27 protein-coding genes are annotated in these 25066 nt (G+C 52.3%); 22 read left to right on the top strand and 5 right to left on the bottom strand.

What is annotated here, in order from left to right; all coding sequences use genetic code 11:
- Positions 1-51 precede the first annotated feature (51 nt).
- From KNP78_RS03525 to KNP78_RS03495, 7 genes are all read left to right on the top strand, one after another.
- The gene (locus KNP78_RS03525) at positions 52-597 is read left to right on the top strand and encodes a phosphatidylglycerophosphatase A family protein (RefSeq protein WP_034779805.1); all 546 of its coding nucleotides are present in this window, start codon (positions 52-54) and stop codon (positions 595-597) included.
- Entirely contained in the window at positions 597-1181 is a 585-nt protein-coding gene (locus KNP78_RS03520; RefSeq protein WP_214752615.1) for a phosphatase PAP2 family protein, read from the top strand. Before KNP78_RS03525 ends, KNP78_RS03520 begins: the two co-directional genes overlap by 1 nt.
- Positions 1178-1711, top strand: coding sequence for a hypothetical protein (locus KNP78_RS03515; protein WP_214823276.1), 534 nt, complete (start codon positions 1178-1180; stop codon positions 1709-1711). Before KNP78_RS03520 ends, KNP78_RS03515 begins: the two co-directional genes overlap by 4 nt.
- The gene (locus tag KNP78_RS03510; protein WP_214823275.1) at positions 1708-1899 is read left to right on the top strand and encodes a hypothetical protein; all 192 of its coding nucleotides are present in this window, start codon (positions 1708-1710) and stop codon (positions 1897-1899) included. Before KNP78_RS03515 ends, KNP78_RS03510 begins: the two co-directional genes overlap by 4 nt.
- 170 nt (positions 1900-2069) lie before the next feature.
- Positions 2070-4094 (top strand): BglG family transcription antiterminator, encoded by a 2025-nt coding sequence (locus KNP78_RS03505; RefSeq protein ID WP_214823274.1) that lies wholly within the window; start codon positions 2070-2072, stop codon positions 4092-4094.
- Entirely contained in the window at positions 4091-4357 is a 267-nt protein-coding gene (locus KNP78_RS03500) for a PTS sugar transporter subunit IIB (RefSeq protein ID WP_034776979.1), read from the top strand. Before KNP78_RS03505 ends, KNP78_RS03500 begins: the two co-directional genes overlap by 4 nt.
- 32 nt (positions 4358-4389) lie before the next feature.
- Positions 4390-5652 (top strand): PTS ascorbate transporter subunit IIC, encoded by a 1263-nt coding sequence (locus KNP78_RS03495; protein ID WP_214823273.1) that lies wholly within the window; start codon positions 4390-4392, stop codon positions 5650-5652.
- 53 nt (positions 5653-5705) lie between these two features.
- On the opposite strand, the gene KNP78_RS03490 is transcribed toward KNP78_RS03495, so the two are convergent.
- Together KNP78_RS03490 and KNP78_RS03485 are read right to left on the bottom strand one after the other, a co-directional pair.
- A complete protein-coding gene (locus KNP78_RS03490; RefSeq protein ID WP_029595769.1) occupies positions 5706-5993 on the bottom strand; it encodes an FHA domain-containing protein in 288 nt (95 codons plus the stop codon).
- 273 nt (positions 5994-6266) lie between these two features.
- Positions 6267-6998 carry a hypothetical protein gene (locus tag KNP78_RS03485; protein ID WP_214823272.1) on the bottom strand — a complete coding sequence of 244 codons (732 nt, stop codon included), beginning with the start codon at positions 6996-6998 and terminating at the stop codon, positions 6267-6269.
- Between the two features lie 151 nt (positions 6999-7149).
- Here KNP78_RS03485 and KNP78_RS03480 point away from each other — a divergent pair, with 151 nt between their 5' ends.
- The 8 genes from KNP78_RS03480 (at position 7150) to nadE (ending at position 12738) form a co-directional block, all read left to right on the top strand.
- Positions 7150-7719: a GNAT family N-acetyltransferase gene (locus KNP78_RS03480; RefSeq protein ID WP_034776985.1), complete on the top strand. Its 570-nt coding sequence runs from the start codon at positions 7150-7152 to the stop codon at positions 7717-7719.
- On the top strand, positions 7719-8432 hold the full coding sequence (locus KNP78_RS03475) for an alpha/beta fold hydrolase (protein ID WP_214823271.1): 714 nt from the start codon (positions 7719-7721) through the stop codon (positions 8430-8432). Before KNP78_RS03480 ends, KNP78_RS03475 begins: the two co-directional genes overlap by 1 nt.
- A complete protein-coding gene (locus KNP78_RS03470; RefSeq protein WP_214823270.1) occupies positions 8425-8985 on the top strand; it encodes an NADPH-dependent FMN reductase in 561 nt (186 codons plus the stop codon). The genes KNP78_RS03475 and KNP78_RS03470 overlap by 8 nt, the downstream gene beginning before the upstream one ends.
- A gap of 69 nt (positions 8986-9054) precedes the next feature.
- Entirely contained in the window at positions 9055-9294 is a 240-nt protein-coding gene (locus KNP78_RS03465) for a hypothetical protein (RefSeq protein ID WP_034776991.1), read from the top strand.
- 71 nt (positions 9295-9365) lie between these two features.
- Positions 9366-10457, top strand: a complete 1092-nt coding sequence (locus tag KNP78_RS03460) for a virulence factor (protein ID WP_214823269.1) — start codon at positions 9366-9368, stop codon at positions 10455-10457.
- A 243-nt stretch (positions 10458-10700) separates the two neighbouring features.
- Positions 10701-10895 (top strand): hypothetical protein, encoded by a 195-nt coding sequence (locus KNP78_RS03455; protein ID WP_021066980.1) that lies wholly within the window; start codon positions 10701-10703, stop codon positions 10893-10895.
- A 100-nt stretch (positions 10896-10995) separates the two neighbouring features.
- The gene (locus tag KNP78_RS03450; protein WP_235420157.1) at positions 10996-11805 is read left to right on the top strand and encodes a BsuPI-related putative proteinase inhibitor; all 810 of its coding nucleotides are present in this window, start codon (positions 10996-10998) and stop codon (positions 11803-11805) included.
- A gap of 117 nt (positions 11806-11922) precedes the next feature.
- Complete coding sequence (gene nadE, locus KNP78_RS03445) at positions 11923-12738, top strand: ammonia-dependent NAD(+) synthetase (protein ID WP_034776993.1); 816 nt, start codon at positions 11923-11925, stop codon at positions 12736-12738.
- 304 nt (positions 12739-13042) lie between these two features.
- Here nadE and KNP78_RS03440 read toward each other — a convergent pair whose 3' ends face one another.
- On the bottom strand, positions 13043-13432 hold the full coding sequence (locus tag KNP78_RS03440; protein WP_034776995.1) for a disulfide bond formation protein B: 390 nt from the start codon (positions 13430-13432) through the stop codon (positions 13043-13045).
- Between the two features lie 110 nt (positions 13433-13542).
- On the opposite strand from KNP78_RS03440, the gene KNP78_RS03435 reads away from it, so the two are divergent.
- The 5 genes from KNP78_RS03435 (at position 13543) to KNP78_RS03415 (ending at position 19012) form a co-directional block, all read left to right on the top strand.
- Entirely contained in the window at positions 13543-14421 is an 879-nt protein-coding gene (locus KNP78_RS03435; RefSeq protein WP_034776997.1) for a transcriptional regulator CcpC, read from the top strand.
- A complete protein-coding gene (locus KNP78_RS03430; protein WP_034776999.1) occupies positions 14418-15539 on the top strand; it encodes an N-acetyldiaminopimelate deacetylase in 1122 nt (373 codons plus the stop codon). The genes KNP78_RS03435 and KNP78_RS03430 overlap by 4 nt, the downstream gene beginning before the upstream one ends.
- Before the next feature lie 268 nt (positions 15540-15807).
- Positions 15808-17196: a cytochrome ubiquinol oxidase subunit I gene (locus tag KNP78_RS03425; protein WP_034777000.1), complete on the top strand. Its 1389-nt coding sequence runs from the start codon at positions 15808-15810 to the stop codon at positions 17194-17196.
- A 14-nt stretch (positions 17197-17210) separates the two neighbouring features.
- A complete protein-coding gene (locus KNP78_RS03420; RefSeq protein ID WP_034777001.1) occupies positions 17211-18242 on the top strand; it encodes a cytochrome d ubiquinol oxidase subunit II in 1032 nt (343 codons plus the stop codon).
- 107 nt (positions 18243-18349) lie between these two features.
- Positions 18350-19012, top strand: a complete 663-nt coding sequence (locus KNP78_RS03415; protein ID WP_034779811.1) for a potassium channel family protein — start codon at positions 18350-18352, stop codon at positions 19010-19012.
- Between the two features lie 28 nt (positions 19013-19040).
- On the opposite strand, the gene KNP78_RS03410 is transcribed toward KNP78_RS03415, so the two are convergent.
- Positions 19041-19817, bottom strand: a complete 777-nt coding sequence (locus KNP78_RS03410; protein WP_034777002.1) for a Cof-type HAD-IIB family hydrolase — start codon at positions 19815-19817, stop codon at positions 19041-19043.
- Between the two features lie 221 nt (positions 19818-20038).
- Between KNP78_RS03410 and rnjA the strand changes: the two genes are divergently transcribed.
- Together rnjA and KNP78_RS03400 are read left to right on the top strand one after the other, a co-directional pair.
- Positions 20039-21706: a ribonuclease J1 gene (rnjA, locus tag KNP78_RS03405; protein WP_034777003.1), complete on the top strand. Its 1668-nt coding sequence runs from the start codon at positions 20039-20041 to the stop codon at positions 21704-21706.
- A 66-nt stretch (positions 21707-21772) separates the two neighbouring features.
- Positions 21773-23230, top strand: a complete 1458-nt coding sequence (locus KNP78_RS03400) for a phospholipase D family protein (RefSeq protein WP_034777004.1) — start codon at positions 21773-21775, stop codon at positions 23228-23230.
- Between the two features lie 209 nt (positions 23231-23439).
- Here KNP78_RS03400 and KNP78_RS03395 read toward each other — a convergent pair whose 3' ends face one another.
- Positions 23440-25065: an alpha/beta hydrolase gene (locus KNP78_RS03395; protein WP_214823329.1), complete on the bottom strand. Its 1626-nt coding sequence runs from the start codon at positions 25063-25065 to the stop codon at positions 23440-23442.
- Position 25066 lies beyond the last annotated feature (1 nt).

Genomic DNA, 25066 nt, shown 5'->3' with positions numbered 1-25066 from the left:
AAACCTTCTCGAGATGAAAGGATGTGTAGCGGGAGTGTTCCCGCCTAGATGATGAAACATGTACCACACTCACGAGACGTACGCGAGGCCGCACGGGCTCGCTTGATTGAACGGGGCGTATCGATTGAATCGATCGCCGAGATCGTCTATCAAATGCAGGCGCCGTATTCGCCACACTTGTCATTGAAAGACTGCACGGAATCGGTCGAGGCCGTGTTAGATAAACGAGAGCTCCAACATGCGATTCTCGTCGGATCAGAACTTGATATTCTCGCCGAACGCGGACAGTTGTCCGAGCCACTGTTGTCAATCGTGGCATCGGACGAGGGCTTGTTCGGTGTCGATGAGACGATTGCCATCGGGGCCGTCAACACATATGGTTCCATCGCCGTCACGACGTTCGGATACTTAGACAAAGCGAAAATCGGCATCATCAAACAGCTCGACACGAAAATGGAAGATGGTCAAGTCCATACGTTTATGGACGACCTCGTCGGCGCGATCGCGGCGAACGCATCGGGACGCTTGGCGCACCGCTTGCGCGATATGACCGACTTTGGCGAAGACGAGATGCGGGAACGGAAAGGCTTGTATTAATGACACCGCGCTCAAACATGTTGGCGATCACCGGGGCGATCAGTTTCGTGCTCTTCTCGGTGGTCGTTGTTTTAGGTTGGGTGGTGCCGGTTGATCGGTTCGTCACGTCTACGCTTGACCCGCTCGCCGGTCCGCTGTTCGTCTATGTGACCGAGCTCGGCAGCGTGAAGGTATTGATCGGCCTGTCGTTTATCGGCATGCTTTATTTTTTGTGGCGGGGCGACCGGTTCGAGGCGTTTCGTTTACCGATTGTCGTCATTACGACGCTACTTGTGACGCAAGGGCTGAAACTCATCTATGGTATCGACCGGCCGTCGATTGATGCGGCGCTCGACGCGACGACGTACAGTTTCCCAAGCGGTCATGCCTCAGGGTCACTCGCGTTGTATGGACTGCTCGCCGTATTGGTGTATCGACGGAATGAGACCGTCGCCGGCTTGATTCTGCTCGTCACACTGACGTTGGCCGTCTCGTTCAGCCGGGTCATCTTGAACGTCCATTATTTTAGTGACGTCATCGGGGGCTGGCTCGTCGCCCTTGTCATCGTGGCGGGATCAGAAATGGTAAGGAGGAAACAAATTTGATTCTTGTAACACAAGTCGAAACATGGTTGTTTATGGACCGCGACCGGGCTGATGCGGCGGAAGCGCCGACGATCCTGGTCGAAAAGGATGCGTCCGGAGCCAAATCGTTCACCGCGATGCGGACATTGTTCCAACTGAAGAAATGGACAGGGCAACACCGCTTCGTGCCGCTCTTGTCATGTGATGAAGCGGCTTATCGAGCCTACGAGGTGTTTCATGTCGATGCCAAGCCTCCGTTCGCCATCCTTGAATCGGGACATGTATTGATGAAGGACAATGAGCGGGATGAGGCCTATGAAGGCCCCCTGCGCGACGCAGGTGTCACGACAGACCGCGAGCGGATCGCGTTCGCAGCGGATTACCTTGAACGGGAACTCGGTGAACCGGTCATACTCGCCATCGATGAGGCGATCACGTCGCGTCCCCGCGTGCCAGATGACGTATGCGTACCGGGAAATGTGATGCAGACAAGTGAACGGTTATTCGCTTGGGCAAACCGACAACAAGCGGAGAGAGGTGACGTACGATGAACGAGTGGGAACAAAAAATCCAAGCACTACTCGACGGTTCGGTCGAAGAGTTACTCGTGCCAAAAGACGATTTTTTGACGGTCCGCTCGCTGTTGATTGACAAGGGCTGGATGTTTGAAGTCGTCGGGGAAGCGAAACACGGGGGCGTCACAATTTATCGGAAGAACGAAGCCAGTTCGACAGAATAAGCGGCTACGGATAAAGGAGGGGCAAAGGACAAATGAGGTCCTGTGCCTCTTTTTTCTGGTCGCACGACGAGAGACAGAAGTTTGGGGACGGTGACCCGAAAACTCTGTCGTAAACGCTTACATAATCTAGACGAAACTCGCTTATACTAAACGTGTAGGAGGCCACTACCATGTTATTGAATGAAAAGAGCAAGCGAATCTTGAGCGTTATCATGCACGAACAACGAGTGACGATTGAATCGCTCGAGCTGATGCTCCCGTATTCACGACGGACCATCGAGTATGAGCTGGAGCGAATTCAAGAATGGTTGGTCGATTGTGGACTGCCGGACATGCACACGGACGGGGCGACGATTCAATTGACGCTCACTCCCGAGCTGACGGAGCGGTTTGAACAAGCAGGATTGATTTGGGCTGAAGAAGAGCGCGAATTGCTGATCGTGTTCTTCACATTGGTCAACCGAGAGTTTTTATCGGCGTTTCATTTTCAACAACTCCTTGACGTCTCCAAATTCACGGTGCAAGAAAGTTTGAACGGTGTGAAGAAAAGTGCGGCGCATTTCGGTCTCGATTTCGCCTATACCCGGAAGTCGGGGTATCACGTAAACGGACATCCACAAACAATCGCCTTGTATTTATATCGGACGATTGAACGTCTCGTCACCCGTTCGACGAAGGAGCGTCTTGTCAGTGCCGTGCTCGCGGATTGGGAGATGGAATATGAAGAGCTGCTTCACCAACTCGAAACGTACGAGACGGTTCGACAGTTCCGCTTGGTCGAGAGCCATCGAGAAAAACTCGCCTACTTCCTCTTGTTCGGAAGCCGAATGGCGTTGCCTACGTCCACCGACGAAGAAGATCACGTCATGGCGGAGAACACGGACGACGCGCTCCGGCACCACTTCAGTCAAATGCCTCATCTCTGGGTGACGCTCGATATGCTGATCAAGAGCGGACCGAAAGTCGAGGAAGAGATGGATGAGGCGACACAACACGAATTGGCTAGCGTCATGATGGATGTGATCGAACGGTTCGAACTTCTCAGTTGCACGTTCATCATCGAGCGGGAAGCACTGTGCGAGAAACTCGTGCTTCATTCGAAAGCGACGATGCAACGCGTCTACACAGGGCTCGAAGCACCCGAAGAGCTCGAACGTTATGTCATGAAAGAACACAAAGTGTTGAACGTTCTCGTAGAGCGATCACTCGAGCCGTTCCGGCAACGTCTCGGCAAAGACGTTCCGGCGACGGAAGTCATGTATTATACGCTCCATTTTGCTGCGCATCTCCATCAACAAGGACAGCACCTCGATGAGCAGATGAAAGCCATCGTCGTCTGTCCGAGCGGGATTAGCGTCTCGCACATGCTCGACCATATTTTGAAGAATCAATTTCCTGAGATCGTCTTTTTACCACCGATCTCGCAGCGGGACGTCGAGCAGTACGCGCCGCTCGTCGACTTGATTTTCACGACCGTCCCGTTGCCGCGAACGATTCATGAGTTGGCGAATGTGACACTTGTCCCAGCGTTGCCGACACGGCTTGAACAAATCCAGTTGAAGCGTCAAATCGAGCAACGATTTTTAAAACGGGGCGAGCACGTCACAGTTCAACTCGACGACGTGTTGCAAGTCGTAAAAAAACATGCGACCGTCACGAACGAACGGCAACTGCGCCAAGATTTGCGGGCGTTGCTGTATGCAGACACGACTCAAACTGTACACCAGGGGGGACAGCCGGTGCTAAATGAACTGATCACGCGAGAAAATATTCAAGTGCTAGACAAAGTCGAGGATTGGCAAGCGGCCATCCGTCTAGCGGCCAAGCCGCTCGAAGCGAACGAATCGATTGTGACGAGTTATATCGACACGATGATTGACAACGTAGAAGAACACGGACCGTATATCGTCCTCATGCCTGACGTGGCCATTCCGCACGCCCGACCCGAGGACGGGGTCCGAAAGCTCGGCATGAGCGTATTGAAAGTGGGAGACCCGGTCGTCTTCCCCGAAAACAAATCGGTCCGGCTCTTCTTTGTACTTGCGGCCATCGACCAGACGACACATTTGAAGACGCTCGCCCAACTGACGGAATTGCTCGGCAACGAGGCCGATTTGGCGACGTTGTTGTCCGCCCAGACGAGTGACGACATGTTACCAGTCATCAACAAATATTCAGAGGAGGAACAATCATGAAAAAAATCTTAGTTGTATGTGGAAACGGGCTCGGTTCAAGTTTCATCATGGAGTTGAATGTGAAGAAGGCGCTTGATCAAATGGGTGCCGAGGCAGAAGTGTCGCACACGGATATCGCGACGGCACGTACGGAACCGGCCGATATTTATCTGGGGGCCAAAGACATCATCGGTACGCTCGATGACGGGACGCGTGAAATCGTGGCTCTTGAGAACGTCATGGACATTGAAGGGATCAAGGCGCAACTAGAAGGTAAACTGTAAACGACTTCGGGGGTCGGAAGGGGGAACAATGAATGCTTGATTTAATTATGCGAGACATACTAGGGACACCTGCCATTTTGGTCGGTCTGTTCGCTTTGATTGGTCTTGTGCTTCAAAAGAAAGATGTGGCATCGGTCGTCTCTGGGACGTTGAAGACGATCATGGGCTTCGTCATTATCGGGGCCGGGGCCGGGGTCATCATCGCGGCACTTGATATATTCGGGCAGATGTTCGACGAAGCGTTCAGTATTCGCGGGGTCATCCCGAATAACGAAGCGATCGTCGCGGTCGCCCAAGACGCGTTCGGCGTCGAGACGGCGATGATCATGGTGTTCGGGATGGTCATGAACATCGTGCTCGCCCGATTCACACCATTCAAATATATCTTTTTGACGGGTCACCACACGTTGTTCATGGCGAGTTTGCTCGCCGCGATTCTGTCGGTGTCAGGCCTTGAAGGAGTCGTCCTCGTCGCGGTCGGTTCGCTGTTGCTCGGGTTATGTATGGTCCTGTTCCCGGCGCTGTTGCAACCGTTCGTCCGTCAAATCACGGGGTCGGACGACTTCGCGATTGGGCATTTCGGTTCGCTCGGATATTTTGTCTCGGGTACGATCGGCAAGTATGCGGGCAACAAAGAGCATTCGACGGAACACATTCAAGTGCCGAAGCAACTCGGGTTCCTGCGTGACACATCGGTCGCCGTCTCTTTGACAATGACGCTCTTGTTCGTGGTCGTGGCCATCTTCGCTGGTCCCGGTTTTATCGAGAGTGAATTATCGGGCGGTTCGAACTATATCGTCTTCTCGATCATTCAAGCGATCACGTTCGCGGCTGGTGTGTATATCGTTCTCGCCGGGGTACGGATGTTGATTGCCGAGATCGTACCGGCGTTCAAAGGGATCGCTGACAAGATGGTACCGAACGCGAAACCGGCACTGGATTGTCCGACCGTGTTCCCGTTCGCTCCGAACGCGGTCATCATCGGCTTCTTGGTCAGTTTTGCGGCAGGATTGATTTCGATGTTCTTCCTCCCGCTGTTCGGGCTCGCGATCATCGTACCAGGGTTAGTTCCTCACTTCTTCACGGGAGCGACGGCTGGCGTGTTCGGGAACGCGACGGGAGGGCGACGCGGTGCGATTTTAGGTGCGTTCGCCAACGGTCTCCTCATCAGCTTCTTGCCGGCCATGTTGTTGCCGCTGCTCGGGAACCTCGGTTTTGAGAGCACGACGTTCGGTGATTCGGACTTCGCGCTCGTCGGGATCCTCATCAGCTGGTTCGTCTCCTTGTTCACATGAAATTGAATCCAAACGAAAGACCATGTCCGAACGGACATGGTCTTTCTGCTGTTTCAGGCGTTTGAGGCCAATTTGATTTTTTGTCGTTTTAACTTGTGTAATAACCAGGCATGTAACACTTCACAAGAATGGTGAGGAAGGGTCAGTTCAACGAGCGGGTGTGACTGACCGAATATAGTGAAGCGCGAATGGTCCTCGTCGAGCATCGATACTTGAATATCGGTCGCTTCTTGAAGCGAAATCCGTTGCTCGCCGGCTACTGCATCTTTTAGTTTCAGCATTTTTCCATTCGTCGCAAACTTGGTGAACGAAGACATTCCCTGTACTTTCAGTTGTTCCATCTCGTGTATCTATCCATCCGCATGATGAATAGATTTTCACCTCGCTTTCTCTATATTGCCTTCCATTCCTCCAGAAGGTTATTCCTAGTATACCGTCCTCGCGATAAAAGAAAAGACTTAATTTAACGAAAAATTAAGACAATTTGTTATCAATTTTTAAAAATAGTGTCACAGGCGCATCGCTAAGGGATTTAAGGTGTAATCCGTATGGGCGGGATAACAAAAAAGAACCTGATGGGATCAGGTTCGACAAAGATTCATGCAGGGATGAACTCAAAAGCGTTCGATCTCCCACGTGCGCCGGCGATACGTCAATTGTCCCTTCAACGCAATCGATTCCTTCTTCGCGTCAAAGTCTTCCTCGAGGACGGACATGTCCTCGTAACGTCCCGCGACATAGAAGGAAATCGACACTTGGCGATTGAATAGACTCCGTTTCGTATGGTCAAAGTCGATGATCAGGCCTTGCGGTGACAACGCCAAAATTTCATCGATGACCGGGAGGGGGATGGGGACGAAACTGATGTTACGGATGTCCCGATCGAGTTTGCTTTGCAAGACGCTTTGGAGAAACTGGCTAATCGTCGACCAGTCTCTGATGTAGAGGCTGCTGTGACGGTCGTTCGACTCGTTGAAGAAAGCGATCTCGTTTTGGATCGAGTTGAGGAACGGCCCTTTCAAACCTCGTTCCATGTGGCTGAGGAACAAAATCTCGGCGATTTCATGGTCTGATAACGATTCGAGCAGGTGGTAGTCGGGAAAGTCGATAGCAGTGAAGCTTGTTTGATTGTTTAAGTATTTCGTCGAGAACGTCGACAGTTCGTGCGCCTCGATATAGCGAAACCGGGTCCGGGACGACTGTCTCATCCCTTTTATGTCCGTGCGACAGATGATCATCGGGCGAGCGAGTGATAGCGCCTCGGTGACATCGCTCAGCGTCACGCCGTGAAGTGTAAAACGTTGCAGTTCTCGGTCTTGTTTAATATAGAACAACTGTTTTGACATGTTTATCCCCTCAGTTCAAAGTCACTATAGTTTGATTTTAGCAAATCCCTATCGAGTGCGCCATGTTTGAGCGGTTCGGGAGGATTGAGATGATGGTTTTTTTGGGAAAATGGTTATAATTGAGGAAAAGAAGCAGAAAGGCGGATTCCATATGTGGGGGTTGAAAAAAAGCTTTCCTGAACTCATAACGAGTCGGTTCATCTTAAGAGAACTCGAACCCCGTGACGCGAGGGCGCTCTATGTGATTCTCTCGACCGAGGAAGTGATGCGCTATTACGGGTCTGACCCTTTATTGGCCGTATATGAGGCGAAGAACGTTATCGCTTATTTCAAAGACCAGTTTCAACAAGGCAAAGCGATCCGCTGGGCGATCTGCGACCGTGAGACGAACGAACTGGTCGGGACCATCGGCTTTCATAACTGGACGCCCCAATACTTTCGTGCCGAGATCGGCTTTGAGGTTGCGCCGAACCACTGGCGTCGCGGCGTCGCGCATGAGGCGGCATCGGCCGTCATCCGGCACGGGTTCGACGAGTTCAAGTTTCATCGCATCTCGGCGCTCGTCGCCCCGGAAAACGAAGGGTCGAACCGGTTGGTGCAGAAGCTTGGATTCACGGAAGAGGGGCTACTTCATGATTATGCCTATAGTCATGGCCGTTTCATGGACTTGACGATGTATCGTCTCTTGAAAGAGGAATGGAATGAGAGGGAGGAAAGATAATGAGACAACTTGTGCTGTTACACGGTTTATGTGGGTCACCTGACTACTTTGAGGAACTTATCCCGTTGCTTGATGCGGAAGTATATGCGCTGACGCTGCCAGGTCATGCTGGAACCGAAGCAGGACCTGAGACGATGGACCAGTTCGCAGAGTGGGTGGTCGCCGAGATGCGGCTCCGAGAACTCGACCGGCCGATCGTGCTCGGCCATTCATTCGGCGGCTACATCACGACAAACCTCGTCCGCCGTTATCCGACCGAGTTGTCGGGATTCGGTTTGATCCACTCGACGGCAGCGGCTGACCCGGAAGAAGCAAAAGCCAAACGCAATCAAGCGATCGAACGAGTGATGGAAGAAGGGGTCCATCCGTTCATCGATACGATGATTCCCGGCGTGTTTGCGGCTGATTCCGACACTAGCTTGATTGAACGCGCGAAACAAATCGGGTATGAGATGTCGAAGGAAGGGGTCATGTCTGCCCAGCTCGCGATCCGCGATCGGGCCGACGAAACGGAGACCGTGCGTGAAACGGGATTGCCCGGACTATTCCTCTATGGGGACAAGGATCCGAACATGGGCGCGGATCGTGCTTTCTTAGGCGCAGAACATCACACGAAACAAACCGTCCCAGGCAGCCATATGGGGATGATGGAGGAGCCTGAATTAGAAGCGCGACTCATCAACGATTGGCTTAAGGAGGTGCGACATGTCTAAATTCAAACTTGTCGCCGTGTCAGGGAGTCTTCGGAAAGCGTCGTTCAATACGGCGTTGCTCCACTCGATTATCGAGCTCGGCCGTGACCGCTTCGATGTCGAAATCGCTTCGATTGAGATGCCGCTCTATAACGATGACTTGATCGACCCGGATGAACCCGAAGTCGTGCGCGACTTCAAACGAGCTGTGCGTGAGGCGGACGGTCTGCTCGTCGTCACCCCGGAATATAACCACAGCATCCCGGGTGTGTTGAAGAACGCAATCGATTGGCTGTCGCTCGAACCAGGCACGCCGCTCCGTGAGAAACCGGTCATGATTGCCGGGGCGTCTCCAGGGATGCTCGGGACGGCGCGATGTCAAATTCATCTCCGTCAAGTATTTGCCACAAATCGTGCTAACGTTTTACCAGGAAATGAAATCTTTATCACGCATTGTAAAGAAAAGATTGATGATACTGGATTGCATGATGAAAAGTCGTGGCAACAAATCGACCGAGTATTATCGGAGTATTACAATTGGATTGAATTTTGGAAGCGTCAAGCAAAAAATTAACTTGAAGTCGCCCTGATTGTTTGATAGAAATGAATTGTGAAAACAAACACAAAGGGAGCGACAGCAAAAATGGAAACGTATATTGAACTGTACAATGGCGGCGAGTTAGAGGACCGGGCAGTCATCAATGACGGGATGACGTTCGGCCGGGTCACGATTGTGGAATTATTCTATCAGACGGGCCATATTTTCGGATACGTGAAGGCCGATGGAGAGAAACGTTTCTTCCTCGAGCCGGTCGCCGGGGACGATACGTTCATCGTCGAAGGGGATCGTTATTCGCTCCAACAGTTCATCGCCCTATTTTGATGTTCACGACGCAAGCGACTCGCTTGCGTTTTTTTGTCGTTTTCGTCACGATTGAAGGTGAGGTGATGAGGATGAAACTAGTAGCAATTGAACCAACTCCAAGTCCAAATAACTTGAAGATTATCGTGGAGCCGGCTTTCACTGGCCGAGGCGTCACGTATGACAAGGCGAGCCGTGACATGCCTCCGATTATCGAGGACATCGTCGGGTTGCGAGGGGTCAAGTCGGTCTATGCGGTCTCCGACTTCCTCGCCGTCGAACGCCATCCAAAACATGATTGGCACGACGTTATGAACGAGATTCGTCGCGCGTTCGGGGAAGACGTCCCGGAAGTCGAGGCAAACCAGATGGCGGCGGACTATGAACCGGTCCACGTATCGGTCCAGTTCGTACTCGACGTCCCGATGCAGTTAAAACTCGTCAAAGGTGACACCGAAAAACGTGTCGGTCTGTCGAAGAGGTTCGTCGACGCGGCGCTCGACGTGCAAGCACAAGTGAAAAACATCATTCAAGACCGGCGTTGGGTCGAGCAAGCTCCGCGTTACGGAGAGCTCGAGGACGTGAGCGTCGTCGCGCAAGAAGAACTCGAGGCGGCTTATCCCGAAGAACGGGTCGCGCGCATCGTCGCCCGTGCGTTCAGCCGGGAAGCCGACTATGAAGCGAATGCGAACCAGTTGCAATCAGACGATTGGAAAGCGCGATTGGCGTTCTTGGACGAACTCGAGATCGTTCCGGACAACATGGTGTACTTCCGCCGTGCGCTCGAGGATAAAGTGATGGCGATCCGTCGACAAGCGGTCGTCATGATCGGCATGTTCGAAGAAAACCGCGAAGAGTACGTCACGTATATCGAACAGGCGCTCGTGGACTCGTCACCGATCGTCCGTCGTACGGCCGGCGATACGGTATCGGATTGGGCGTTGCCGCAGTCGCAGCCGTCGATGATCGAGGCGCTCAAAGACAAGAGCAAGCTTGTCCGTTGGCGGGCCGCCCGGTTCTTGTTCGATTGTGGAGATGAGCAAGCGGTGCCGGCATTGAAAATTGCCGAGGACGACCGCGAGTTCGAGGTTTCTCTTCAAGCCCGTCTCGCGAAAGAGCGAATCACGAGTGGAGAGACTGCGCTTGGGACGGTGTGGCAACAAATTTCGAATCGAACGAAGTAACAATCATTCGACAAACAAATATTTAATTTTTTTACAGTTACAGGGAAGAGAGACGAATCCTCATGCGATTCGTCTCTCTTTTCTCGTATTCAATTTGATAATTCATCCAAATGACTAACAATCGATACCAGTTATTCGACAGTTGGGTAAACGGGTCTTTTGGCCTGTCGAACGATGGGACGTTTTTCCTTGCTAATCGTTGATACACTAAACATATCTTATACCAACAAAGGAGCCATACTCATGATGCTTTTTGCAGAAACCCCAGAACTCGTAGCCTATAAGGAAGTCGTCGATGGTATGATCACGGTCATCTTTGAGTCGATTCACAGTGAGACGTTCTCGATCTCTGCACAAGTTCGTTCCGACATCGACGTCGCCGACGCGTTGTTCATGACTGGTTGGCAACAGTACGTGGAAAACGTCCAAGTTTCATAATAAAGGTGAATAATATACGTAAACCCATTACAAACGTCTGCACGAACGTTTACACTAGTGCTATAGACGTTTTTTTATTTTTCAGAGGAGAGTGGGATACGTGAAGAAGACTTGGTTATTGGCCATCGTCACGGCGATGATATTGGTTGTGGCGGCGTGCAGCAAAGAAGAAGCGAACCCGAGCGATGTGGACGACACCGCGTCGACACCGCCTGCTTTATTGACGCTCGATACGGACGTGAGCTACGATGCCGAATCGAAACAACTGTCGACGACGGTGTCGATGACAAACCCGAACGAAGAACCGGTCAAGGTAACGTTCAACTCGTCTCAACGGTTTCAAATGACGGTGATGAACGGTGATACGACCGTCTTCGATTACGGCAGTGAATATATGTTCACGGAATCGATTATCGAAGAGACGTGGGAGCCAGGCGAGAAGAAAGTGTTCGATGAAGTGTTCCCGCTCACGCTCGAAGCCGGGGACTATACAGTCGATTTCGTCGGACTGGCCCAAGTCGACGGTGCACCTGAAATGGCGGTCACGGATCAACAGACTTTGACGGTCGAAGCGGCGGAGCCACCGGCAGAAGAGGGAACGAGCGAAGAACCGGCGGAAGAGCCGACGGAAGAGCCGAGCGATCAGCCGGCCCAAACGAACGGTGCGTTCCGCGATGTCGCCATCAAACTGAACGGTAACGCGATCGACGTGTCTGGCTACACGGACGTCGAAGAGTTTGAGTGGAGTGTGTCGGACGGTCATAACCTGTATGCCCAAGGCGCGGCAGAAGTGACGAGCGGCGGCTTTACGTTCGGCGTTCTATTGGACGAAGAACCTCCGGTCGGGAAAACGCTGTTCTTGGAGATGACACCGATTGGCGGAGACGTAGCCTCGTTCCGCATCCAATAAGCGAACGACGGAAACTGAGGTTTCCGTCGTTTTTTTTCGGGAATGAAACAAGTTGACGGCACCCACGGATTGTCAGACAATTAGGCAAACCGATATCAGTTAGGGAGGAAGTTGAGTATGCAGCAACATATTATCGAATCGACACATGTCAAACCATCGATTAACCCGGCCGAAGAAATTCGTCTTCGGACCGATTTTTTAAAGGCTTATGTTAAACGGGCCGGTGCGAAAGGGCTCGTCCTTGGCATCTCGGGTGGACAGGACTCGACGCTCGCCGGTAAACTCTGTCAGCAGGCGATGGAGGAGTTGCGTCAAGAAACGGGCGCGGAGTACACGTTCTACGCCGTCCGTCTTCCATATGGGGAACAACATGACGAAGCGGATGCGAAGCGCGCCCTCGAATTCATCCGTCCGGACAAGACGTTCACGGTCAACGTGAAGCCGGCCGTCGACGCCTCGGCTGAAGCGTTCGCACAAGCGACCGGTCTTGAACTCGGTGACTTCCATAAAGGGAACACGAAAGCACGCGAGCGGATGAAAGTTCAATACGATATCGCCGCCACGTTCGGCGCGCTCGTCGTCGGTACGGATCATGCGGCTGAATATGTGACCGGCTTTTACACGAAGCACGGCGATGGGGCTGCCGACTTGACGCCGCTCACCGGACTCAACAAACGCCAAGGCAAGGCGTTGCTCCATGAACTTGAAGCGCATGAGAGTTTAATCTATAAAGTGCCGACGGCTGACTTAGAAGATGACAAGCCGGGACTCCCGGACGAGGTCGCTCTCGGGATGACGTATGATCAGCTCGATGACTACTTAGAAGGCAAAGAGATCGACCCGGCCATCGCCGAGCGGATCGAGACGATCTTCAAGCGGTCGCGCCATAAGCACCATATGCCAGCCTCGCTCTACGACGAGTGGTGGCAGTGACCATAGAGGACCAGCCCACGGGTTGGTTCTTTTTTGTATGATGAGCCAAGTTCTGTATTGCCTTTGCCGGCACCCTCCGTTCCTGGGGCGATGCGGATGCCTCCGCAGCGCGAATCGCGCTTTACGGGGTCATCCTTGCATCGCTCTCCCCTAGGAGTTCGGGTGCCGGCCTTGGCACTGGACAGTCAGACCGTCGCGATGGGGCACCGTGATTGCCCGCGGAAAGCATGGGCGCCGAAAGGGACGCGCGATTTAATCACACAAAAGAACCGATCCTTAGACCGGTTCTTTTGTGTATCACGTATTAGCGCTTCGAGCGTGTCGGCACGAATTGGATGAGCAAGATGAGCGTGAACGCGATCAAGCTGAGCAGCGGGATCGTGATGAATCCGAAGTAGTTCACCCAACGAATCAAACAGTCGTTACTGCAGAACGCGTCGCCGTTCGGGATGCGTTCGAGAACGACGTGATAGAGGGCGATCGCCCAACCCGCCCCGGCCATGAGACCGACGAACAATTTGTTCACAGCACGGTTTGAGACCATGACCGTCAAATAATAGATGGCGAGCGGATACATAAATATGCGTTGGAACCAGCATAACTTGCATGGCACGTACAGCATGATTTCCGAGAAATAAAGACTGCCGAGCGTCGCGATGGTGGCGACAATAAAGGCAAAATGGTGACGTTGCATCTGATTTCCTCCTGACGATTCAAAACTAATCGACAAACATGATATGATACAGTGAAGCAATAACGTATCCAGTATACAATCTTTGAAACGATAGAGAAACAGGTGACGTCATGCAAGTATCAGAAGTGGAAGTGTTGATCGTCCTCGCCGAGGAGTTGAACATGCGCAAAGCAGCGGAGCGGTTATTCGTCTCCCAGCCCGCACTCAGTCAACGTCTCGTCACGATCGAGCACCAATGGGGTAAAAAGATATTCGTCCGTTCGACGCGCGGGCTCGCGCTCACACCAGACGGAGAAAAGATCATCGACTTCGCAAAGAAGATGTACAGCGAAGAACAGGAGCTGCGTGGGGAGTTGACGGCGCAACAAGGTGAGGTGTACGGTACATTAAAAATCGCCGTCGCATCCATCATGGGACAGTATTGGCTGCCCCGCGTCTTGAAACGATTCATGGAGCGGTATCCGTCGGTCCGGGTCAAACTCGTCACGGGTTGGTCAAGCGAGATGATGCGCTATATGCTAGAAGAAAATTTTCATATCGGTATCATCCGGGGGAACCCTGACTGGCGCGGCGAGAAGATGAAACTGTTCTCAGATTCGCTCCACTTGGTCGATATGCGGATGACCGATTTAAAGCAACTCAAAAACAACGAGCGCTCATTCATTCAATTCAAGAGCGACTCGACCTATTATCAAGAGATTCTCGAATGGTGGCAGGAACGGTTCTCGAGCCCGCCGCTGACGACGCTCGTCGTTGATCAGATTGAGACGTGCAAACAGATGGCGCTCCACGGAATTGGCTTCGCGATTTTGCCGGAGTCGACGATCCGCGATGTCGAGGCGATCAATAAGATTCCGCTCACCTCGTCGAACGGGACACCGCTCGTCCGAGATACGTGGATGTTGTCGACCGAATCGATGCTCGAGTTGGCGCAAGTGAAGGCATTTTGGGAAATCGTGGACGAAGTGACAAAGGAGAGTGTGGAATGAGTTGGGCAATTGAAGCAAGACGGCAGTTACATTTGATTCCAGAACGAGGTTATGAAGAGTTTAAGACACAGGCGACGCTTGAGGAGTTGATCCGGTCCCTGAACTCGCCGCGGGTGCATATCTCACACTGGCGCACCGGTCTGTTCGTCCGGGTTGATGGGCTTGTCGGTGAGAAGACGATTGGGTACCGGGCCGACATGGACGGCTTGCCGATCACAGAAGAGACAGGACTCGAGTTCGCCTCGGTCCATGAGGGGATGATGCACGCCTGTGGTCACGACGTTCACATGGCGATCGCCCTTGGGTTGATCAAACGTGCCGTCGAGGAGCCGCTCGACCACGACCTCGTTATCTTTTTCCAACCGGCAGAGGAAGGTCCGGGCGGAGCTGAGCCGATGGCCGTGTCGGAACTGTTCTATCATTTCCGTCCCGATGCAATGTTCGGCCTTCATGTGGCTCCGGAATATCCGGTCGGCACGATCGCCTCGCGCCCGGGTGTCTTGTTCGCGAGTGCGCGTGAACTGCATCTGACGATTCACGGGAAAGGTGGTCACGGGGCCTTCCCGCATGCCGGGATTGACGCCGTGATCGTCCAAGCTGCCTTAATCATGCAACTTCAAACGGTCATCTCACGGAACATCGATCCGATGGGGAGTGCTGTCATCTCGATCGGTAAGGTTGCGGCCGGCACGAAAGAGAACATCATCGCCGACACGGCGAAACTCGACGGGACGATCCGGGCGCTGTCGGATAAGGAGATGGTCGTGCTCGAAGGGCGTATCCGTCAAATCATCGCCGGAGTGGAGATGACGTATAACGTTCAAATCGACCTTGAGTTCGGCAATCGCTATCACGAGGTCGTCAATGACGAACGTTATTTGTTCCAGTTTGAAGAAGTAGTCGAAGAAGTCGGGTATTCGTACAAGACGTGTGTCCCCGCCATGACCGGCGAAGATTTTGGTTACATGTTGAAGCAAGTACCGGGCTTCATGGTCTGGCTCGGCGTGAACGATATGGGTTCAGGGCTCCATCAATCAACGCTCAATCCGGACGAGCGGGCGATCGATGTCGCCATCGAGCTGTTCGATCATTTCTTTCGAACAGCGATCATTAAATGAAGGGAGCGGACACGACGGTGTCCGCTTTTTTGTGCGAAATGTGTTGAATTGTGCGTGAACGGTTAAAAATTCGGGAAATAAATAAGACTTGTAAAGCGTCGATATTGTTAATCATGCTCAAATGTGAACATTTTGCGAACTCAAGCATTGAGACATTACAGCGCTATATAAAATCATTATGATAAGGGTATCCAAGGGAAATCATCTGTGATGTTGCGCGATAGACATTGGTTTAAAGCGCTAGAGAGAGATAGGAGGTAATCAATAGATGTTTCAAGATCCTGTCCTGATGAGCCGGGCGTTAACGGCACTCACGTTGGGTTTCCACGTGATTTTTGCCACAATCGGCGTCGGGGTTCCACTTTTAATTTTATTGGCAGAGTTTCTAGGCATTAAAAAGAAAGATCCGAAATATACCTTGATGGCCCGTCGTTGGTCACGGGGCTATGTTGTCACAGTAGCGGTCGGTGTTGTGACGGGTACGGCAATCGGGCTTCAGCTGTCCTTACTTTGGCCGAACTTGATGCGGGTAGCCGGTCAAACGATCGCACTCCCATTGTTCATGGAAACGTTCGCGTTCTTCTTTGAGGCGATCTTCCTCGGAATTTATTTGTACACGTGGGATCGATTTAAAAACCCGTGGCACCATATGCTTCTCGGGATTCCGGTCGCGGTCGGTGCCTTGTTCTCAGGTTTCTTCATTACGACCGTGAACAGCTTCATGAACCAACCGGTCGGATTTGATATCGTCGACGGACGGCTTGCCAACGTGAGCCCGCTTGAAGCGATGTTCAGCCCAGCGATGCCAACGAAAATGGCGCACGTCTTGACATCGGCTATCTTGACGTCGGCGTTCATCCTAGCGGCGATCGCGGCCGTCCAGTTGCTCCGTCAGCGACGGAACCAGCTCGACAAGTTGTCAATCGAGTATCACAAAAAAGGACTACGCTTGACGATGACCGTCGCACTCATCTTCGCAATCGCGACTGCTCTTGTCGGGGACTTCTCAGGGAAATACTTGGCGAAGTACCAGCCGGATAAATTGGCGGCTGCGGAGTGGCACTTTGAAACCTCCTCGGAAGCTGAGCTTATCCTAGGCGGCTGGCTCGAGGAAGATGGGGAAGGCGGTTACGAAGTACGTGGCGCTTTGAAGATTCCATACGCCTTGTCCATCTTAGCTGGCGGCGTACCGAACTACGAGGTAACAGGTCTTGATGAATTCGCGAAAGAAGACCAGCCACCGCTATTCATCCACTATCTGTTTGATGCGATGGTCGGGATCGGGATGCTCCTCGCACTGATTTCGTTCTTGTTCGTCCTCGGACGTTATATCAAGCGGCTACCGCAATTCAGTAAACCGATGCTCATCGCCATCGCAGCGGGTGGTCCGCTCGCGATGATGGCCATCGAGTTCGGCTGGTTCTTCGCCGAGTTCGGTCGTCAACCTTGGGCGCTTTATGATTTGATGCGCACGAGTGAAGCGGCCACGACATCAGCGAACGTCGGTTGGATGCTTATCGCCTTTGCGATCCTGTATGCAGTTCTTGGCGTAGTCACGGTGCTCGTCTTGACTCGTCTGTTCAAGGACAACCCAGTAGGGAAAGAACTAAAACAATCGGAGCATCGCGGTGAAGCGATGTTCGCGGATGAAGTGTGATCGGAGGGTATGACATGCAGATTCAAGAACTAGGGATTGCCGTACTATGGACGTTTTTGTACGGCTATCTCATCGTCGCATCGATTGATTTCGGTGCCGGCTTCTTCGCTTTCTATAGTAAGTACACGAAGCGTGACCACATGATCAACCGTCTGATTCAGCGGTACTTGTCACCGACGTGGGAAGTGACGAACGTCTTCTTCGTCTTCTTCTTCGTTGGAATCGTCGGGTTCTTCCCGGATACGGCCTACTATTACGGGACAGCACTTCTCGTTCCGGCTTCGGTCGTCTTGATTTTGTTGGCGATTCGCGGGAGCTTCTATGCGTTCGCCAACTACGGTTCAAAAGAGAGCACGTTTTACATGTTCTTGTACGGGGCAACCGGCCTCTTGATCCCAGCCTCGATGTCGACCGTCCTCACGGTCAGTCAAGGCGGGTTCATCAATGAGACCGAGTCCGGCGTCTTCTTTGACGGCATGAAGTTGTTCACCAACTTCTACTCGTGGACCGTTGTCTTCTTGGCAATCGTGTCGGTGCTCTACATCAGTGCCATGTTCCTATTATTCTACGCGGACAAAGCGCGTGACGTTCAAGCGGTCCCGCTCGTTCGGAAGTGGGCCTTGTTCTGGAGCGTGCCGACGATTATTGCCTCGGGCCTCGTCTTCTTCGGGTTGAAGTCGCAGGCGGCTTGGCATTATGAGAGCATTTTGGCAGGCAACTGGTGGTGGTTCGCCGCAAGTTTCATCTTCTTCGTCGTAGCGGTTTCATTCGTCTACTTGAAGCGGAACTACGGCCTCGCTTTCTTGATGGTCATGGGTCAATTCTTCATGGCTTGGTTCGGATATGGTTATACGCACTTGCCATATATCCTTTATCCGTACATCGACATCAACGGAAGCGTCGTCAACGAATCGATGGCGGTCGCACTCGTCGTCGTCTTCATCCTCGGATTGCTCCTCCTCGTACCGGCGCTGTATCTCTTACTTCGCCTGTTCTTGTTCGACAATGACTATGTACGCGGAAAGCGTTCGAGTGGTAAAGCATAAGACCGGATGATTCCGGTCTTTTTTTGTATAGTTTTTTTGGAGGGAATCGGTTACACTGTACGAAGAATCGGGAACAGAAACAGCGTAGGAAAGGGATGTATGAAATTATGACAGGTGAATTTGCAGTCATCGGATTAGGACGGTTTGGCGGCTCAATCGTTCGTGAATTGTCGGCGAACGGGTATGACGTGTTGGCCATCGATGCCGATGAAGAACGCGTCAACGAGTTTATGGGATTGGCGACACATGCGGTCATCGCGGATACGACAGACGAGAACGTATTGAAGAGTCTCGGCATTCGTAACTTTGAGCACGTCATCGTGGCGATTGGGGAAAACATTCAAGCCTCGATTTTGACGACGCTCATTTTGAAAGAGCTCGGCGTTCAAATCATTACCGTGAAGGCGACGAACGATTATCACGAGAAAGTGTTGCGCCGCATCGGAGCCGATAACATCGTCCACCCGGAACGCGACATGGGTGTTCGGATCGCGAACGGGTTGATGAGTCAAAGCATCCTCGACTACCTCGAACTCTCGAACGAGCACTCAATCGTTGAAATCAAAGCGTCGGATAAGTTGTCGAACAAGTCGCTTATCGACTTGGACCTCCGTGCTAAATACGGCGTTAACATCGTCGCCGTTCGCCGCGACGACGACGTCATCATCTCCCCGCAAGCCGACGAGATGATTCTGCCAGAAGATATCTTGATTATTATCGGCAAAGATACAGACTTGGACCGACTCGAACGTACCCTTCGGTCTAGATAAAAACGAGAGGCGCGCGCCTCTCGTTTTTTTAGATGAGCTTCATTTGTTTTAAGCCGTACTCGATGCCATCCTCGAGAATCGACTTTGTGACGAAGTCGGCAACTTCTTTCGCCTCGGTCCGGGCGTTGCCCATCGCGATACCGGTCCCGACGTATTCGAGCATTGCCAAGTCGTTCAAGGCGTCGCCGAACGCATACGTGTTTTCGAGTCTGTACCCGTTCGCCTCGATGAAGTGGCGAATGCCATCGGCCTTGCTCGCCCCGCGATTGATGACGTCCATGGCGTGGGGGTGCCAACGGATGAAATCAAATTCGCCGTATGCGTCCAAGTAATGATGCTCTTCTTCTGGTGTACAGTAAAGTAACGTCTGGTAGACGGCTTGTTCGATATGGAAGTTCGGTTCGTAAGTCGGGATCGGCATATCGAGTTCTCCAAGCGACTGTTCGACGACATGGTCATTTGCTTTCGTCGCTCCGCCCCGATCTTGGCCGAGGTAGACGAGCGTGTGGTCGTTCGAGCCCGCATGCGTTGTCAGGCGGTGGAGAGCATCTGTCGGTAAGGCATTTCGGTAGACGACCTCACCTTGATGGACGACGATTTGTCCGTTGTAACAGACGAAACTCTCAATCCCGACTTGTGCGGGGATGTCCGACAGCATCGCTGGACCGCGACCGGTCGCGATAAACGTCTCGACGCCGTTCGCGCGGAGTTGTTCGATGGCTTTGATTGTCGAAGGTGGAATGTACGATCCTTCGTGGAGCAACGTCCCATCGATATCAAAAAAGACTACTTTCTTATCTTCCATGTTGTTTCACCATGCTTTCTCTGTCTTTATGAAGTCAGTTTTATACTAAAAAGCATAACATGAAATTGAGAAACCGCCCTCAATCTAACGTCATTAGTGAAATATTGTCACAATATAAGCTATAATGAAGAAAGAATCTTACGGAGACATAATTTTTATAGCGAGAATCACTTATGTATCACATAGATGAACATCAACTACTTGTAGTAAGGAGAGATTAAATGAAGTTTGTAAAGAACCACCAAACAGCTGTGTTTGCCTTAGGCGGACTCGGAGAAATCGGGAAGAACACGTACGTCGTTCAATTCCAAGATGAGATTATCGTCATCGATGCGGGCATCATGTTCCCGGAGGATGACTTGCTTGGAATCGATTACGTGATCCCTGATTACTCGTACTTGATTAAAAACAAAGATAAAGTCAAAGGGGTGTTCATCACCCACGGTCACGAAGACCACATCGGCGGTATCCCGTTCCTGTTGAAACAAGTGAAATTGCCGATCTACGCGACGAAGCTCGCGCTCGGCTTGATTAAAGTGAAGTTAGAGGAGCATGGATTGCTCCGCGAAGCGGAACTTCACGAAATCGATGAGGATACGATCGTTAAATTCCGTAAGACGAGCATCTCGTTCTTCCGGACGACCCACTCGATCCCGAACTCACTCGGTGTCGTCGTCAAGACACCACAAGGAAATATCGTTCATACAGGTGACTTCAAATTTGACTTCACACCGGTCGGCGAACCGGCTGACATCGCGAAGATGGCAGACATCGGGAAAGAAGGCGTGCTCTGTCTCTTGTCTGATTCGACGAACGCAGAAGTCGAAGGCTTCACGATGAGTGAAAAAGTCGTCGGCGGGACGATCAGCGAGACGTTCCGGAAAGCGGAAGGCCGCATCATCTTCGCCACGTTCGCCTCGAACATTTATCGTCTGCAACAAGTCGTCGATGCTTGTGCCGAGACAGGCCGCCATTTGGCTATCTTCGGTCGATCGATGGACAAAGTCATGACGATCGGGCAAGAGCTCGGCTTCATCAATGTGCCAAAAGGCATGATCATCGAAGCGAATCAAATGCGGAACTATGAGCCGCATGAAGTGGCAATCCTTTGTACCGGTTCGCAAGGTGAGCCGATGGCAGCGCTCAGTCGCATCGCCAACGGGACGCACCGCCAAGTATCGGTTATTCCTGGAGATACGGTCATCTTCTCGTCGTCACCGATTCCGGGGAACGCCATCTCGGTCGGGAAGACAATCGACCAATTGTATAAAGCCGGCGCGGACGTCGTCTACGGCAAGTTGACGAACATCCACACGTCGGGCCACGGTTCGCAACAAGAGCAATTACTCATGATCCGTTTGCTGAACCCGAAATTCTTTATGCCGATTCACGGCGAGTACCGCATGTTGGTGAAACACGCTGAACTCGCAGAGTCGGTCGGCATCCCGAAAGAAAACAGCTTCATCATGGATAATGGAGAAGTGCTCGCGGTCGACGCCGACTCGGCGGCCATCACGGGTAAAATCTCGGCTAACGCGGTTTATGTGGACGGGAACGGCATCGGGGACATCGGCAATATCGTTTTACGCGATCGCCGCATCCTTTCAGAAGATGGGCTCGTCGTTGTCGTCATCAGCATCGACGGCAAGACACGCAAACTCGTCTCCGGTCCAGACATCATTTCACGCGGTTTCGTCTATATGCGTGAATCTGGTAGCTTGATCCGTGATGGGGAGCGCTTGCTCAAGAAGACGGTCGAACAAGGATTGTCGAACAAGCAGATGAAGTGGTCGGAGATGAAACAACTCGTCTCGGACACGCTCACGCCATACTTGGCACAAAAAACACGAAGACACCCAATGGTTCTTCCGATCATCATGGAAGTATGACCGAGCGGGCTGTAGGTGACTACAGCCCGTTTTTTAGAGGACTATAATAAAAGGAGATGGTGCTGAATGGAACGACCAAAACGGAAGAAAGGGTGGGTGAAATGGGGGCTTGCCGCGTTTGCCTTACTTTTCCTCATCACGATGGTTTACCATCAAGTCAAACCGCTACCGGACGGTGTGTCCCGGGCGTCGGAGCCGGTCGCGATTTCAGACGACCAAATCGATTTTTTATCTGATTTGACGTATCAAGGCGAAGACACTGAAATCAATGAGCAAGAGATTTTTCAAGATGTCGAACGATCAATCCGCGAGGCACGGGAATATATCGTCATGGACTTTTTCTTATTCAATCCTTATTCGAACGAAGACCGTCAGTATCCCGACATCACGGCTAGCCTGTCGTCGGCCTTGTTAGAACAGATGGAAGCGTATCCGGACATGAACGTCGTGTTGATCACCGATGAGATCAATACGACGTATAACGGTCATGCGTCCGATCATTTAGACGTGTTGAAAGAAGCGGGCGCCGAGATCGTCTACACGAACCTCGATGCGCTCCGTGACCCGAATATCTTATACTCGACGCTGTATCGCATCGGGTTTCAATGGTTCGGTGACAGTCAGAACGGGTGGCTCCCGAACCCGATGGCCAAGTCGGCCCCGGATATCACGATCCGGTCGTATTTACGACTCTTGAACGTGAAAGCGAATCACCGCAAAGTGATGGTGACCGAGAATGATGGTTTCGTCTTATCGGCTAACCCACACGATGCGAGCGGCTACCATTCGAACGTAGGCGTCCGGCTCGACGGTCCAATTTTAGCGGACATCCTCGAAGGGGAAGAAGCGATTGCGACATTTTCGAAAGGGGACGCCGAGCGTTTCCCGAGCGAGGAGAAGCTCGCCAACCTGCGCCAAGAGGAATCATCCGGTCCGATGCAAATCCGTTATGTCACGGAATCAAAAATTCAAGAAGCGGTCATCGGAGCAATGGAAGAGGCTGAAGCTGGCGAGACGATTTGGATCGGCATGTTCTACTTGGCCGACCGTAACATCATTCAAGCCATCCATGAGGCCGCTGAGCGCGGTGTGTTCGTCAAACTGATCCTCGACCCGAACACGAACGCGTTCGGTCGCGACAAATCAGGTTTGCCGAACTTGCCTGTCGCAGCGGAATTGAACTCGGTGAACCCGGAGCAAATCGAAATCCGGTGGTACGAGGTCGGCAAAGAACAATATCATCCGAAGATGCTGTACGTTGAAGGGGACCGGCGTGTCGTCGTCATGGGGTCAGGGAACTATACGACCCGGAACATGAACGACTATAACCTCGAAGCGGACGTTGAAGTCGTGACGACGACGGAGACGGAATTCATTCGCGAAGTCGACGGCTACTTCAAACAGCTATGGAACAACGAACAAGGGACGTACACGCTCGCCTATGATGAGATTCAGACCGATTTACCAATCGGGAAGTATTTGATTTATTGGTTGCAGAAGTTGACGTGGACGATGACCTATTAAGTCGAACCCGCCTTCGCAGGAAGGCGGGTTTTTGTTTGCGGATGGTGGATGTTGGTGAACGTCATTTTGACTTTCACCGGCGTTTGCTTCGGTCGACAGACGCCGGTCAATCCAAATAACTTGCCACGTAATGCGAGGATGATGACCGGACGAGTACCTATAATCATGATACCGAACAAAACCCGCCCTCATGAGAAGGCGGGTTTTCGTCAATTCGTTTCGACAGGGTTAAACTCGTTCGAATACTCGTACAAGAAGCGTCCTGTCTCCCGGAGGACGTCTGTCTTCCGGTGGAGCGAGAAGTGATCGTACGGCACGGTCTCCGTGTCGATATTGTTCGTGTATTCTTCGAGTAGGAGCGAGCTGGACGGCTCGATCAAGTTGAACTCGCCGCCGCGCCCTGAGAAGGAGAACACCTGGACGGAACGTGGCCACGTCTCGAGCTTGGCTTGGAACGCTTGCAGACCATCGGAGGTCGGGGACAAGTCGCGGATGGCGGGGCTTCCCGTATTGATTCCGAAGTTGCTAGCGGATAAACCAAAGTTAGCGAGGCGAGTGCCGGCGAACGGACTATCATACGTCACGAACTTGTCGATGATGTAGTCTTCTTGATTCAAGACATAGTTCGCTGCCGCGACGCCGCCCATGCTGTGGCCAATCAAGTACATTCGATCAAAAGAACGGTTCCGCTCGTCCTTATAGCGTTCGATGGCGGCGTTCAGCCATTTCGTCTGATTGTTGAGCGATGCCTCAGCATCCTCGTATTCGATGCGGACAATCGGTCGCATCGAATTATAGTCATTGATGACGCAGTCGACCGCACCTTTCGCCGTCACGGTACAGAGCGCCCCATCTTTGGCCAACCCGCGCTGTTCCATATACTGCGAGAGGCGGAGGAAAGTTCGGTCTGTCCCGAGCAAACCGTGCACGGCGAACGTCGGGATGAACTCGTCCGTTTGGGCCGCTTGGCGAATTGCTTCGGTCTTCCGTTCGGTCGTCAATTCTTCGCGAATCGTCACGATGATCAAGGCGAGTGTCAAGACGAGAATCAATCCACCGAAAATACGGGACCGAATCGATGTCTTGTCTGGATTGCCGACGTTTTTGCGGTACTTCCGCCAGACGAAAAAACCGATCAGGGAGAGGGCGAGGCCGACGACGATCGTGATGATCCATGCTTTGACGTTCGGCACGTGGGCGACGAGTGTCATGTTGTTTTGACGGCCGCCGTACACTTGCCATTCGACATGTTTCATGGAACGCAAGTCGAGTCCGGTTCCGTCTTCGACGAACACGCCGGTCGGCACCGTCAAATTGAACCGAATATCGGCTTGACGAACGTACCGCTCTGCTAATTGTTTCGGCGAGCCGCTCAAATTCACGCCGGGTAGGTCGACACGGTCGAGCCGAAGGTCGAGATTCGTATTGAGCACATACGAGTCAAACCATATCCCGTCCTCTTTTGCGACATCGAATTTCACATCGGGAGGGACGAGGATACCGGCCGGCCCGGTTTGCCATTCTTCTTTGATGTTTTGAAGGTCATCGACATGATCGAACGTTTTCTTCAGCACCATGCCCTCATAATCGTCCTCACTCGAATAGTCACGCGTTGCGTAGCCGTTCTCAGTCGCTTGTTGTTTCCATGTTTCCCAATCAAGCCGCAAATTGAGCAACTTCATGACGGGGTGGTCGCGGAAAGCGTACGTCGTCTCTAACGTGACCGACTGGTCGTAATGAACGGTGGCATCATACTCAATCCGGACACATCCGCCGATTAAAAGAAATAAAAATGGGAATACTAACAACAGCGCCTTTTTTTTCAAGCTCGTCACC

The organism is Exiguobacterium sp. s28, from assembly GCF_018618135.1.
GTDB lineage: Bacteria > Bacillota > Bacilli > Exiguobacteriales > Exiguobacteriaceae > Exiguobacterium > Exiguobacterium mexicanum_A.
This window is presented reverse-complemented; position numbering and strand designations above follow the sequence as displayed.

Coding starts and splice junctions, on each gene's coding strand:
- KNP78_RS03525 (WP_034779805.1), top strand. CDS start 52: ATGAAACATGTACCACACTCACGAGACGTACGCGAGGCCGCACGGGCT.
- KNP78_RS03520 (WP_214752615.1), top strand. CDS start 597: ATGACACCGCGCTCAAACATGTTGGCGATCACCGGGGCGATCAGTTTC.
- KNP78_RS03510 (WP_214823275.1), top strand. CDS start 1,708: ATGAACGAGTGGGAACAAAAAATCCAAGCACTACTCGACGGTTCGGTC.
- KNP78_RS03505 (WP_214823274.1), top strand. CDS start 2,070: ATGTTATTGAATGAAAAGAGCAAGCGAATCTTGAGCGTTATCATGCAC.
- KNP78_RS03500 (WP_034776979.1), top strand. CDS start 4,091: ATGAAAAAAATCTTAGTTGTATGTGGAAACGGGCTCGGTTCAAGTTTC.
- KNP78_RS03495 (WP_214823273.1), top strand. CDS start 4,390: ATGCTTGATTTAATTATGCGAGACATACTAGGGACACCTGCCATTTTG.
- KNP78_RS03490 (WP_029595769.1), bottom strand. CDS start 5,993: ATGGAACAACTGAAAGTACAGGGAATGTCTTCGTTCACCAAGTTTGCG.
- KNP78_RS03485 (WP_214823272.1), bottom strand. CDS start 6,998: ATGTCAAAACAGTTGTTCTATATTAAACAAGACCGAGAACTGCAACGT.
- KNP78_RS03480 (WP_034776985.1), top strand. CDS start 7,150: ATGTGGGGGTTGAAAAAAAGCTTTCCTGAACTCATAACGAGTCGGTTC.
- KNP78_RS03475 (WP_214823271.1), top strand. CDS start 7,719: ATGAGACAACTTGTGCTGTTACACGGTTTATGTGGGTCACCTGACTAC.
- KNP78_RS03470 (WP_214823270.1), top strand. CDS start 8,425: ATGTCTAAATTCAAACTTGTCGCCGTGTCAGGGAGTCTTCGGAAAGCG.
- KNP78_RS03465 (WP_034776991.1), top strand. CDS start 9,055: ATGGAAACGTATATTGAACTGTACAATGGCGGCGAGTTAGAGGACCGG.
- KNP78_RS03460 (WP_214823269.1), top strand. CDS start 9,366: ATGAAACTAGTAGCAATTGAACCAACTCCAAGTCCAAATAACTTGAAG.
- KNP78_RS03455 (WP_021066980.1), top strand. CDS start 10,701: ATGATGCTTTTTGCAGAAACCCCAGAACTCGTAGCCTATAAGGAAGTC.
- nadE (WP_034776993.1), top strand. CDS start 11,923: ATGCAGCAACATATTATCGAATCGACACATGTCAAACCATCGATTAAC.
- KNP78_RS03440 (WP_034776995.1), bottom strand. CDS start 13,432: ATGCAACGTCACCATTTTGCCTTTATTGTCGCCACCATCGCGACGCTC.
- KNP78_RS03435 (WP_034776997.1), top strand. CDS start 13,543: ATGCAAGTATCAGAAGTGGAAGTGTTGATCGTCCTCGCCGAGGAGTTG.
- KNP78_RS03430 (WP_034776999.1), top strand. CDS start 14,418: ATGAGTTGGGCAATTGAAGCAAGACGGCAGTTACATTTGATTCCAGAA.
- KNP78_RS03425 (WP_034777000.1), top strand. CDS start 15,808: ATGTTTCAAGATCCTGTCCTGATGAGCCGGGCGTTAACGGCACTCACG.
- KNP78_RS03420 (WP_034777001.1), top strand. CDS start 17,211: ATGCAGATTCAAGAACTAGGGATTGCCGTACTATGGACGTTTTTGTAC.
- KNP78_RS03415 (WP_034779811.1), top strand. CDS start 18,350: ATGACAGGTGAATTTGCAGTCATCGGATTAGGACGGTTTGGCGGCTCA.
- KNP78_RS03410 (WP_034777002.1), bottom strand. CDS start 19,817: ATGGAAGATAAGAAAGTAGTCTTTTTTGATATCGATGGGACGTTGCTC.
- rnjA (WP_034777003.1), top strand. CDS start 20,039: ATGAAGTTTGTAAAGAACCACCAAACAGCTGTGTTTGCCTTAGGCGGA.
- KNP78_RS03400 (WP_034777004.1), top strand. CDS start 21,773: ATGGAACGACCAAAACGGAAGAAAGGGTGGGTGAAATGGGGGCTTGCC.